The 12,369-nt window shown below is 74.2% G+C and carries 9 protein-coding genes; 5 read left to right on the forward strand and 4 right to left on the reverse strand.

What is annotated here, in order from left to right; genetic code table 11:
• Positions 1-45 precede the first annotated feature (45 nt).
• The 3 genes from AC4H2S_RS02675 to AC4H2S_RS02685 all read left to right on the forward strand — a co-directional run bounded on the left by AC4H2S_RS02675 (position 46) and on the right by AC4H2S_RS02685 (position 2,928).
• On the forward strand, positions 46-963 hold the full coding sequence (locus AC4H2S_RS02675) for a GNAT family N-acetyltransferase (RefSeq protein WP_491495414.1): 918 nt from the start codon (positions 46-48) through the stop codon (positions 961-963).
• A gap of 185 nt (positions 964-1,148) precedes the next feature.
• Positions 1,149-1,985: a response regulator transcription factor gene (locus tag AC4H2S_RS02680; protein WP_491495415.1), complete on the forward strand. Its 837-nt coding sequence runs from the start codon at positions 1,149-1,151 to the stop codon at positions 1,983-1,985.
• 202 nt (positions 1,986-2,187) lie between these two features.
• Positions 2,188-2,928 (forward strand): response regulator transcription factor, encoded by a 741-nt coding sequence (locus AC4H2S_RS02685; protein ID WP_491495416.1) that lies wholly within the window; start codon positions 2,188-2,190, stop codon positions 2,926-2,928.
• Between the two features lie 18 nt (positions 2,929-2,946).
• Here AC4H2S_RS02685 and AC4H2S_RS02690 read toward each other — a convergent pair whose 3' ends face one another.
• The 4 genes from AC4H2S_RS02690 to AC4H2S_RS02705 form a co-directional block, all read right to left on the reverse strand.
• Complete coding sequence (locus AC4H2S_RS02690; RefSeq protein WP_491495417.1) at positions 2,947-6,027, reverse strand: FtsX-like permease family protein; 3,081 nt, start codon at positions 6,025-6,027, stop codon at positions 2,947-2,949.
• Between the two features lie 64 nt (positions 6,028-6,091).
• Positions 6,092-8,452 (reverse strand): hypothetical protein, encoded by a 2,361-nt coding sequence (locus tag AC4H2S_RS02695; RefSeq protein ID WP_491495418.1) that lies wholly within the window; start codon positions 8,450-8,452, stop codon positions 6,092-6,094.
• A gap of 37 nt (positions 8,453-8,489) precedes the next feature.
• Positions 8,490-9,137, reverse strand: coding sequence for an ATP-binding cassette domain-containing protein (locus AC4H2S_RS02700; RefSeq protein WP_491495419.1), 648 nt, complete (start codon positions 9,135-9,137; stop codon positions 8,490-8,492).
• A 58-nt stretch (positions 9,138-9,195) separates the two neighbouring features.
• A complete protein-coding gene (locus tag AC4H2S_RS02705) occupies positions 9,196-10,083 on the reverse strand; it encodes an ABC transporter ATP-binding protein (RefSeq protein ID WP_491495420.1) in 888 nt (295 codons plus the stop codon).
• A 62-nt stretch (positions 10,084-10,145) separates the two neighbouring features.
• On the opposite strand from AC4H2S_RS02705, the gene AC4H2S_RS02710 reads away from it, so the two are divergent.
• Together AC4H2S_RS02710 and AC4H2S_RS02715 are read left to right on the forward strand one after the other, a co-directional pair.
• A complete protein-coding gene (locus AC4H2S_RS02710; RefSeq protein WP_491495421.1) occupies positions 10,146-10,796 on the forward strand; it encodes a response regulator transcription factor in 651 nt (216 codons plus the stop codon).
• Between the two features lie 72 nt (positions 10,797-10,868).
• Positions 10,869-12,365, forward strand: coding sequence for an SDR family NAD(P)-dependent oxidoreductase (locus AC4H2S_RS02715; protein WP_491495422.1), 1,497 nt, complete (start codon positions 10,869-10,871; stop codon positions 12,363-12,365).
• The last annotated feature ends 4 nt before the right edge of the window (positions 12,366-12,369 follow it).

The following is a 12,369-nucleotide window of genomic DNA, read 5'->3' on the forward strand; positions in this document are numbered from 1 at the left end:
ATAAGCGCGCGACAGCAGGCGACGTGAGGCAGCACACTCCCCTGCATGCCGACTCGCACCGCCACCCTGCCCGACGGCCTCACCACCCGGCCCCTCCGCAGGTCGGACGCCGGGACCGTCCACCGGCTCATGGTCGCCCAGGAGCTCGAGGACATCGGACAGGTCGCGATCGAGGAGGCCGACATCGTCAGCGACTGGGCGCGACCCAGCCACGACCTCGCCGCACGCTCGGTGGGCGTCCTCGACGCCGACACCCTCGTGGCGTACGCCGAGCTGATGGGCGCCGACCGCGCCGACACCGCCGTGCTCCCCTCCCACCGCGGTCGCGGCATCGGCACCTGGCTGGCCCAGTGGCTCGTCGACCTCGGCCGCGACCTGGGCTCGTCGGTCGTCGGGATGCCGGTCCCGCAGGGCTCGCCCGGCGACCGGCTGCTGGAGTCGCTCGGCTTCCGCGTGCGGTGGACGAGCTGGGTGCTCCGCCTGCCCGAGGGCGCCGCCGTGCCGGAGCGCCCGCTGCCCGACGGCTACGTCGTGCGCACCGCCGCCGACGACGAGGTGCGCGCCGCCCACGACGTCCTCGAGGACGCCTTCCTGGAGTGGTCGGTGCGCGAGCGCGAGCCGTTCGAGGACTTCGAGGCAGCAACGAGCGGGCGACCCGGCTTCGAGCCGTGGAACCTGCGCGTGGTCCTCGACCCCGACGGCGCGGTCGTCGGCGCGGCGGTGGTCCTGGTCTCCGACGAGGGCGCCACGGCGTACGTCGACCGGCTCGCCGTGCGGCGCGACCAGCGCCGGCGCGGGATCGCCCAGGCGCTCCTCGTCGACTCCTTCGCCCGCGGTCGCGAGCACGGCACCCGGACCTTCGAGCTGAGCACCGACTCGCGCACCGGCGCGCTGCCGATGTACGAGCGGGTCGGGATGGCGGTCGAGCAGGTCTGGGTCAACCGGGGGATCGACCTGGCCTGAGCCGGGCCGTGGGGCGACACGTGACGCCCGGCGGAGCCCTGTCCATACCCGGTCTAGACAGCCTGCTCACCCGTCAGACCGTCTCTATGTCTGGACATGTGATGGCATTAGCATCGAGCGACGCCGTTCGGGCGGCGCATGGCCAGGGCGTGGGGCCCTTGTCTTCGCATCTGTGGGGGTTTGACGTGCAAGAACTTCATGCTTTGGTCGTCGAGGACGATCCGGACATCTCATCAGCGCTGGTGGAGACCCTCGAGGGGGCGGGTTTCCGGGTGACCTCGGCGCTGGACGGACGGCAGGCGGTGCGGGTGGCGGCCAGCGACCCGCCCGACCTGGTCACCCTCGACCTGACGCTGCCGCACATGGACGGCATCGAGGTGTGCCGTCGCATCCGCGAGACCAGCGACTGCTACATCGTGATCGTGTCCGCGCGCTCCGACGAGGTCGACAAGCTCATCGGCCTCGAGGTCGGGGCGGACGACTTCGTGCTCAAGCCGTTCTCGCCGCGCGAGCTGCGCGCCCGCGTGGCCGCGCTGTTCCGCCGACCCAGGACGTCGCCGGGGCCCGACGAGCCGGCATCCGGACGCGATGCGCAGGCGCCGAGCCAGGCACAGCCGGCCGACGAGCAGCCCACGATCTCCGCGGGGGCGGGGCTGGTGATCAACTCGGCCCGCCGCGAGGTGCAGGTCAACGGCACGATCGTCGAGCTGACCCGCATCGAGTACGACGTCCTGGAGTACCTCGCCACCCACCTGTCGCGGGTCTGCACGCGCGAGGAGATGGTGCTGGCGATCTGGAGCAGCGCCCTGACCCACGACCACCACCTCGTGGACGTGCACGTGGCCAACCTGCGCGGCAAGCTGCGCCGGCACTCCGACGCCACCTGGATCCACACCATCCGCGGCATCGGCTACCGGATGGACCGCGAGGAGGGCGACGACCAGGAGCGCCGCTCCGGGGGAGGACCCTTCCTCGTGGCCCGCATCGACTCCGAGGACTGGGCCCGGGGCCTGGACTTCTGATCCGCTCCTGATCCACTCCTGATCCACCTCTGAGCCCTCCGCTCCCCCACCCGCCGGTGCGATCCGGCGGATGCATGGGGCCGAATCACCACGTGGCCCACCTGCTGCCGCCTAGCATCTGCACAGGGGGTCGTGCGCGCCGACCGGTTTGGGCCGCCCGCGCGCGGGGTAGGTGAACGGTCAACCAGGGAGTGGATTGATCATGGATGCACGCACGGCCGTCGTCGTCGAGGACGACCGCGACGTCGGCGACGCCATCAGCCAGCTGCTCGACCAGGCCGGCTTCGACGTCACCGTGGCGACCACCGGCGCCGACGCCCTCGCCCACATCGCCGAACGACACCCCGACCTCGTCACGCTCGACCTCACCCTCCCCGACATCGACGGGGTCGAGGTCTGCCGCCGGATCCGCGCGGTCAGCGACTGCTACGTGATCGTGATCAGCGGCCGCACCGCCGAGCTCGACCGCCTCATCGGCCTCGAGGTGGGCGCCGACGACTACGTCGTCAAGCCGTTCTCCATGCGCGAGCTGCAGGCCCGCGTGGCGGCGCTGTTCCGGCGTCCGCGCAGCACCGAGGCGGCGAACGTGCCCGTGACCACCCTGGTCGCGGTGCCCGATCCCCCGGAGGCCAGGACGGAGGGGTGCCGCGACCTCAGCATCAACCGCGACGCCCGCGAGGTCCTCGTCGAGGGCCGCGAGGTGGGCCTGACCCGCACCGAGTTCGACCTGCTGGCCCACCTCGTGGCCAACCCGGGCGTGGTCGTGCCCCGCGAGGAACTGATGCGCGCGGTCTGGGACAGCGACTTCGTGCCCGACAGCACCCACGTGGTCGACGTCCACCTCGCCAACCTGCGTCGCAAGCTCCGCGCCGCCGCCACCGGCAACGAGTGGATCCGCACCATCCGCGGGGTCGGGTTCCGCTTCGACCCCTGCTGCCCCTGACCGGGGGCGCCGGACGGCTCAGCGGGCCGACTCGCGCAGCGTCGCGCCGCGCGCGCCGCGCACCGTCATCGACGCGCTGACCAGGGCGACGGCACCGAGGACGGCCGCCGCCAGCAGCGTCAGCACGACCAGGCGCAGCGGCGAGATCGACGCCACGAGCGCGGGCGTGGTCGGGTCGTCGGCGTAGCCCAGCGTGATCGTGCGCAGCACCACCCACTGCGCCAGGGAGCCGGCCAGGATGCCCGCCAGCGCCGCGCTGCCCAGCACGACGCCGAGCTCGCGCACCACGGCCACCATCACCGCGGAGCGGGGTACGCCGACCACGCGCAGCGCTGCGGCGTCGCGGCGGCGGGCCGGCAGCTGGACGGCCGCGCTGACGAAGAGGCCGGCCAGCGCCATCAGCAGCACCAGCGCCGCGACCACGCCGTAGAGGCGGAGCGCGAGGGCGTACGCGCTCTGGTCGAGCACCTCTCGCTCCTGCTCGAGGGTCGTGCCGACGGTGAGCCCGGCGCTCGAGAGCGCCTCGGTGATCGAGGACGGCGTGCCCTCGCGCGCCAGCACGTGGGTGGTGACCAGGTTGTCGTAGACCGGGCGGTCGGTGACGAACGAGCTGTGGTCGACCAGCAGCCCCGACGGCCCGGTGAAGGGCATCCCCTCGATGGCGCCGATGCCGCCGATGGGGTCGACGGGGATCAGGCCGAAGCCCTCGTCGAGCTTGGCGATGGTCCGCGCCTGGACGCCCGGTCCGGCCAGCGCCGGCCGGTCGCGGGTGATGCCGCCGGCGGTGAGCCGCGCCATGCCGACGGAGTCGCCGGTGTCGACGTCGAGGTCGAGGGTGCCGTCGACCTCCCGCATGTCGGTGATCGAGGTGCGCACCGCCGGGTCGGGGGTGGGCGTCCAGCCCGCGCCGGCGATGGCGGCGGGCACGGGGGTGCCGTCGACCGCGATCTCCTCGAGGCGGATCGTGCCCGACATGCGGGCGTTGGTGCCGGCGCCCCCGCCGAGGGTCATCCCCTCCAGCGTGCAGCCCTCCCGGCAGAACGGGACCCGGACCGACCGGCTGCTCTCGCCCGGCGGGAACGGCCCGACGTAGGCCTTGAGCGGGACCCCGGCACGGCTGCCGAAGCGGAGCTCGACGGACAGGCCGTCGTCGAGGTCGGCCCGGTTGTCGATGGTGAGCGTGATCCGCCGGCCCTCGAGGGTCGGCACCTCACCGCCGGGCGTGATGGTCTCGGCGACCTGCTCGACGTCGCGCCCCGGGCTCCACGTGGGCGGCCACGTCGCCACGCGCGCCAGCCGGCTGCTGTCGACGACGGAGAAGTTGGCCCCGGGGTTGGCGACGCTGGCCGCGGCCATGATCCACTCCCCGTCGGGGTCGACCCGGCGGGTCAGGTCGACCGCCTCGGAGATGGTGAGGTTGGTCGACCACGTCGTGGCGGCCGGTGAGGAGGTGGCGGCGACGCTGGTGCGCCAGGTCGCCGCGGAGTCGTAGACCCCCGCGCCGAAGACCGCGACGGCGATGGCCGCGGTGATCGGCAGGATGACGAGGGTGCCCTCCTGACGTCGTGAGATCGCACGCGAGGACACGAAGCCGCTGAGCGAGCGCCCCCGCGAACGACCGGTCCACCACGTCGCGAGGACGGCCGTCAGCCGGGTGGCCGCGAGGCCGGCCACGACGGCGAGCAGCACCGGCAGGACGAGGTCGGTGGCGTCGGGCTCGGCCGGTCCGCTGGCCGACAGCTTGCTCGCCAGCGTGGCGACGGCGAGGGCGAGGAGGGTCAGCTGGGCGATGACCGACCAGCGGCGCGCGGCCACCGGGCGGCGTACGCCGGAGAGCTGGGAGGCGAGCGACTCGCGGACCACCAGGCCCACCGCCACGCAGGCCACGGCCACGGCCGCGACGAGCACGAGGGCGGCGGCGACCCAGCTGGCGGCCGGCATCGGCAGCGGCAGGCCGGGCACCAGCCAGCTCCGCACGAGCACGACGGCGAGCCCCAGCCCGAAGGCGATGCCGATCGGGGTCGCGACGAGCAGCAGGGTGAGCGGCTCGGCGAGCCCGAGTCCCCACAGCCGGCGGGAGGTGACGCCGCGCAGCGACGCCAGCGCCAGCTCGGGCACCCGCAGCTCGCTGGCGGCGTTGAGCAGGCGCATCAGCAGCGCCAGCGCGACCAGCACCAGCGACAGCACCGCCGGCGCGATCGAGCTGCGCGCGGTGGACTGCTGGAAGCGGACCTCCTCGACGACGTCGGCGAGCGAGTTGGTGTCGTCGGCGCGCAGGGTGCCGCCCACGACCTCCAGACCGCCCTCGCTGGGCACGGCCGAGGCGGACGCCGCGGCCTCGTCGAGCTGCTCGGGCGTGAGGTCGGCGGGCACGGACAGGTGGGTGTCGACGCGCACCGTCCAGCCGCCGGCCGCCGTGATCGTGTCGTCGGTGGTGATCAGCGGGGCGGGCGCGAAGGGCTGGTAGCCGCCGCTGATGCTCTCCTGCTCGTTGGTGCTGGTGAGGCGCCCCGGGATGAGCCAGTCCTTGCTCGTGCGCGGGGTGAGGTAGGTGCCGACCACGACGACCTCGTCGATGCCGGGACGCGGCAGGTCGAGGGCGGCCACGCCGTTGGGCTCGAAGATCGCGAGGTCCAGCGGCCGGCCGATCTCGGCCCCGGTCTTCTCCAGGTCGGAGGCGAGCATCAGCACCTCGCCCTGCGCCTGCGGGCAGCGTCCCTCGACCTCGAGCGTCTCGCACGCGTCCGCCCGTGCCCAGAAGGTCACCACGCCGCGCAGGGCGCTGAACCGCTCGGACTGCACGATCGGCACCGGCTCCTGCCACGGGCCGGTGGTGAGCTCCTCCGACGCGGCGACGGCGTCGTCGCGGGCCTCGCCGACGGACGTGCCGGGGCCGGGGGTGAAGACGCGGCTGAGGCCGGTGAGGCCGGCCGGGGTCTCCTGCAGGCGCGTCACGACATAGGAGTTGGTGACCGCCTCGGAGAACACCGGGCCGAGCACCGCCGAGCCGATGGCGAGGGCGCTCAGCAGCACCGAGCCCGCGGACAGCAGGGCCCGGGCCCGCAGCCCGCGGACGATCGCGCCGAACAGCTGGATCATCGCGGGGTCCCCTCGGCGTCGTTCACAGGAGCACAGCGGAGGAGGAGAACGTCGTGGGGTGGGTTCACTGGCCCTCCTCCTCGCGCAGCAGGCTGGGACGGGTGGTGGAGGCGCGTACGGCACGGGCGCGGCCGCCGACCACCACGACCGCCAGCGCCGCCAGCACGGCGGGGACGACGAGCGGCCAGGCGTGCGGCGCGGTGTCGAGGGGCAGCCCGGCCACCGGGACCGCGAGCAGCGGCAGGCCGTCGAGCAGCAGCCGCACGGCCAGCCAGCCGCCCGCGACCACCGCGGCGAGCACGAGCACGGTCAGGCTGGCCAGCTCGGCGCGGCCGGCGCGCCGGGCGGTGCCGGTGGAGATGCCGAGCACGCGCAGCGACGCCACGTCGCGGCGGTAGTCGCGCAGGTGGCGCGCCACGCCCGCGCCCAGGGCGAGCAGGGCGACCAGCGCGCACGCCAGGGCGGTGAGGGCGTACGCCACCGACTGGGCGCCGCCGAAGCGCTCGCCGAGCGACTCGCGCACGGCCGCCCGGGAGCGCCAGCGGGTGCCGGTCGCCTCGGCGACCCGGTCGAGGACCTCCTGGGGCGTGTCCGCGCGGGCCACGACCTGCACCTCGGCGGAGGGGACGGTCGGTCCCGACCCGGCCGCCGCGGTGCGGATGTCAGCGAGCGTGCCGATGCTGCCGAGCTGCGGCAGCGACCGGGCGACCCCGACCACCTCGGTCACCCGGTCGTCGCCGCCGAGGTCGAGTGCCTGCGGCGCCGGCTCGTCGGCGACCAGCACGGGCACGTCGCTCGCACCCAGGTCGAGGTGGAGCTCGAGCGCGGCGGCGGGCAGCATCGCCACCTGGAGGCCGTCGGCGCGGTTGACCACGATCACGGCGGGGGGCTCGTAGTTGCGGAAGAACTGGTTGGAGAGCGCGGCCTCCACCGACGAGCGGTCGGGCACCCACGAGCTGTCGAGCAGGTCGGTGCCGCCGAGGGTGAGCTGCTCCACCAGCACCACGAAGTCGTTGCCGTCGATGAGGCCGCGGCTGTCGCGGTCGACCGAGAGCCCGGTGATGACGCAGCCGTCGGCGCACTCGCGCACCCGCACGTCGCGGCGGGCGGGGGTGCCGTCGGTGGGCACGTCGAGGGTGACGGTGACGGCACCCGAGCTGTTGGCCGCGGTGACGTAGGACAGCGTCAGCACGGCGCGCGCGCCGCCGACCTGCGTGTCCTCGCCGTCGGGACCGCGGAAGGTGCGCACCGGCGGCACGTCGATCCCCGAGACCGCCACCGTGAGCCGGTCGCCGGCGACGCGCACGGGGGCGAGGCCGGTGGCGAGGCGCCCGACGGCGTCGGACGCCGCGCGCGCGGGGGTGTCGTCGTAGAAGTCGCCGACCACCCGCTCCCAGCGGCCGGCGTCGACGTAGGCACGGCGCTCGGCCAGGCGGTTCTCGTTGCGGACGATCGCGGTGGCGACGAGGTGCTCGCCCTCGGGGTCGGCCTGCTCGGTGAGGTCGACGGCGCCCATCGCGCCCAGCGCGGTGGCGTCGATCGTGCGCTCGCCCGGCACCTCGACCGCCGCCTGCTCGTCGGTCCAGCCGTTGACCGCCACCGCGCCGCTGAGAGCGAGCGCGCCGACCACGCCGGCGGCCACCACCAGCCGGATCGGGGTGACCAGGTCGTCGGCGCGCGCGAGGCGGCGCGCGGCCAGGAACGCACCCAGGCCGCGCTTCTCGGTCGCCGGGGTCAGCACCCGGGCGGCGATCCGCACCACCCACACCGCGACCTGCCCGAGCGCGAGGCCCACCAGCGCCGGGCCGAGCAGGACGACCAGGTCGGGGTCGCCGTCGGCCGAGCGGCTGCGGTAGGCCGCGACACCGGCGCCCACGAGCACGAGCACGCTGAGGAAGATCGCCAGCGTGGTCGCCCGGCGCGGACGCCGCCGGGTCGAGACCTGGACGGCGAGCGGCTCGCGCAGGGCCGAGCCGGCGGACAGCGCGACGATCAGCAGGCCGACGCCGGCGATGGCGGCCGCCGCGAGGAGCGCCGTACGCCCGAGCGCCGGGGCCGCCTCGCCGAGCCAGGTGGTGCTCGCCCAGACGGCGCCGGCCGCACCGACCGCGAGGCCGAGCAGGGTGCCGAGCACGATCGCCAGCAGCGGCTCGACCAGCAGGAAGCGCCACAGCCGCAGGCCGTGGATGCCCCGCAGCCGGGCCAGGCCGACCTCCTCGCGGCGGGCGACGGCGAGCTCCGCGCCGATGCTCGGAACCGCGACGGCGCCGAGGAGCAGCAGCGGGGCGCTCAGCCAGGGCGAGGTGCCGGCCGCCTCGGCGAACTGCAGCACGGTCACGGCACCGCCGACGACCACCAGCGACATCAGCACCAGCGTGGTCAGGGCACCGCGGCGGCTCCAGGCGCCGCGCAGGACTCTGCTCAACGACCCGGCCTCTCCGGTGCCGCGGACGAACGGGAGGTCACCGCAGGACCCGGCCCTCGTCGAGCGCGATGTGCAGGTCGCAGGCCTCCACGACTGCGGGGTCGTGGGTGGCCACCACGACGACGGCGCCCCGGGCGGCCTCCTCGCGCAGCTCGGCGAGGACGACGCCGCGGTTGCCCTCGTCGAGCTCGGACGTCGGCTCGTCGGCGAGCAGCACGTCGGCGCCGACCACGAAGCCACGGGCGCAGGCGACGCGCTGCATCTGGCCGCCGGACAGCTCCTCGACCTGCCGCTCGCCCAGGTCGGCGATGCCGAACCGGGCCAGCGCGGCCTCGGCCGCCTCGTCGGCGTCGGCGGGCGCCACCCCGCGCGCCCGCAGCGCGATGGAGACGTTCTCGCGGGCCGAGAGGATCGGCACCAGTCCGTAGACCTGGAGGACGAACGCGACCTCGGGCAGCGGGTCGCCGCTGCCGGTCCACATCTCGCGGCCGTCGAGCTCGGCGGAGCCCGAGGTGGGCTGGAGCAGGCCGCCGGCGATGGAGAGCAGGGTGGTCTTGCCGGACCCGCTCGGTCCCGACAGCGCGGTGACCTTGCCCGCGGGGAAGGTGACGCTGACGTCGTCGAGGAGGGTGCGACCGTTGACGTAGGTGATGGAGTCGAGCCGCAGCTCGCGGGGCTCGCTCACCGCGGGGACCGCGCGGGGTGGCTCGCGGGGGCGCGGCGGGCCCGGAGGTGGGGTGCGCTCATGCCTGGGATCCTTCACTGCTCGCGCGGGTGACGATGATGCGGCCCTGCTCGTCGTCCTCGAAGCGGACGAGCGTGCCGGGCGGCCACTCGGTGGCGATGTGGCCGGGGAGGTGGAGGACACCGTCCTCGCCCACCACGGCGTACTCCGAGCCGCCGTGGCCCTCCGCGCCGACGCGCCCGCCCTTCATCGTCACCGTGCGCGGGAAGGTGGCGGCCACCTCGGGCTGGTGGGTGACCACGACGATCGTGGTGCCGAAGTCGTCGCCGAGCGAGTGGATCAGGTGGAGCACGTGGTCGCGGTCGGCGTGGCTGAGCTGGCTGGTCGGCTCGTCGGCCAGGAGCAGGCGCGGCGACGTCGACACGGCGCACGCCAGCGCGAGCCGCTGGCGCTGGCCGCCGGACATCGTGGAGACCACCTGGTCGGCCTGGTCGAGGAGCCCCACGCGGTCGAGCAGCTCGGTGTCGGCCAGCGCGTGGTCGCGGTCGCCGCCCGAGAGCGAGAGCCGGGCGAACGCGATGTTCTGCCGGGCGGTGGCGTACGGCAGCAGGTTGCGCGTGGCGCCCTGCAGCATCGTGGAGACCTGCCGCGAGCGGATCCGGGCGAGGTAGCGCTCGCCCATCCGCGAGACCTCCTCGTCGCCGAGGTAGATCTTGCCGGCGCTGGGCTTCTGGATCCCGCCCAGCAGCGCGAGGAGGGTCGACTTGCCCGAGCCGCTCGGGCCGAGGAAGGCGACCCGCTCGCCGGGCCGGATGGTGAGGTCGACGCCGCGCAGGGCGACGACATCGTGCCCACCGAAGGTCTTGTAGAGGTGGACGACCCCCTCGCAACGGACGCCGAGGCCTCCGGTGCGGGTCTCCTCGACCACGGCCGCGCTGTCCCGCACGATGTCCTCGACTCTCTCCCAAGAAGGGGTTCAACATACATAAAGGGCAGTACGTTGAATGCATGGTGATACGAGTCGCGCTGGTCAACGACGACGAGGTGGTCGTCCGGGGGCTCGACGCGATGATGCGCAGCTACGGCCACCGCGTCGACGTGGTCGAGCTCGCTGCGGGCAGGCCCGTGGCCCATCCGGTCGACGTCGCCCTCTACGACACGTTCGGGATGGGCCAGGGCAACGGGCCCGCCGTGCGCCAGCTCGTCGACAGCCCCCAGGTGCGCTCGGTCGCGGTCTACACCTGGAACTTCCAGCCGTGGCTGACCCGCGACACCCTCGGGCAGGGCGTGCGCGGCTACCTCTCCAAGAGCCTGCCGGCCGCGCGGCTGGTCGAGGCGCTCACCTCGATCGCCGGAGGGCAGCTCGTCGTCTCGCCGTCGCGGGGGCGCTCGCCGCTCGTCGGGGGCGACTGGCCCGGACGCGAGGAGGGCCTGACCGCCCGCGAGGCCGAGGTGCTGTCGCTGATCACGATGGGCCTGAGCAACCAGGAGATCGCCGAGCGCACCCTGCTCTCGCTCAACTCGATCAAGTCCTACATCCGCTCGGCCTACCGCAAGATCGACGTCGACTCCCGCTCCCGGGCGGTGCTCTGGGGCGTCGAGCACGGCATGCGGGCCGACCGGGTGCGGATCAACGGCTCCCCGGCGCGCGAGGTCTGAGGCGGTCACACCCACCGCCCAGGGCCGCCCGCGCTTTGGGGTCCGGGCGCGCGCCGCCCGTACCCTGCTCCGGTGAACGAGCAGCACGACGGCATCGACCCGGCCGACCTGGCGACCACCGTCCGCGTCCTCGAGCAGCTGCACCGGGTGCCGGGCGACCACCCCGACCACATCACCGTCAAGCGCGCGGCGTCGCACATGTACAAGGCGATCAAGGCCGAGCGCAGGCTGCAGAAGCGCGCCGAGGAGCTGGCGCACGACCGTGCGGTCACCGAGCTCACCGCCACCGGCTCGCCGGAGCGCATCGACGACGAGACGTCCGGCATCCCGCTCGTCTCCTCCGCGCCCGGCGCGTTCGCGGGCGAGCTGGTCAACCCGCGCGGCTGCTACATCTGCAAGCAGGACTTCACCCTGGTCGACGCGTTCTACCACTGGCTGTGCCCCACCTGCGCGGCGATGAGCCACGCCAAGCGCGACCAGCGCACCGACCTCACCGGCCGGCGCGCGCTGCTCACCGGCGGCCGCGCCAAGATCGGGATGTACATCGCGCTCCGCCTGCTGCGCGACGGTGCCCACACCACGATCACCACCCGGTTCCCCAAGGACGCGGTGCGCCGCTTCAGCTCGCTCCCCGACAGCGACGAGTGGATCCACCGGCTCAAGGTCGTCGGCATCGACCTGCGCGACCCCACCCAGGTCCTCTCCCTCGCCGACGACGTCGCGGCGGCCGGCCCGCTGGACATCCTCATCAACAACGCGTGCCAGACGGTGCGCCGCACGCCGGGCGCCTATGCACCGCTCGTCGAGGCCGAGTCGCTGCCCCTGCCCGACGACTCCGTGCCGGAGCTGGTGACCTTCGACCGGATCTCCGAGGCGCACCCCGCCGCGATCGCGGGCGCGCTGCGCGACACCGCCGTGGCCCACCACGAGGGCGAGTCGGTCGAGCACGCGATGGCCGTGCACAACGCGGCCACCCTGACCGCGCTGGCGCTCAAGGCGGGGCAGGCCTCCCTCGACGCGCACCTGGCCGGCACGGCCGTCGACGCCGGCGGGCTGCTGCCCGACGTGCAGGTCTCCAACTCCTGGACCCAGACCGTCGGCGAGGTCGACCCGCTCGAGCTGCTCGAGGTGCAGCTGTGCAACTCGATCGCGCCGTTCCTGCTGGTCTCCCGGCTGCGCCCGGCCATGGCGAGCGCCGCGGCGGCCGCGACCTCCGGTCGGGCGTACGTCGTCAACGTCTCCGCGATGGAGGGGCAGTTCTCGCGGCGCTACAAGGGCGCCGGGCACCCCCACACCAACATGGCCAAGGCCGCGCTCAACATGCTCACCCGCACCTCGGCGGGCGAGATGTTCGAGACCGACCGGATCCTGATGACGGCCGTCGACACCGGGTGGATCACCGACGAGCGTCCGCACCACGAGAAGCTCCGGATCGCTGCCGAGGGCTGGCACGCCCCGCTCGACCTCGTCGACGGCGCCGCCCGGGTCTACGACCCGATCGTGCTCGGCGAGGCCGGCACCGACCTCTTCGGCTGCTTCGTCAAGGACTACCAGCCCTCCCCCTGGTGAGCCC

Source organism: Nocardioides sp. Z13_37, from assembly GCF_058355585.1.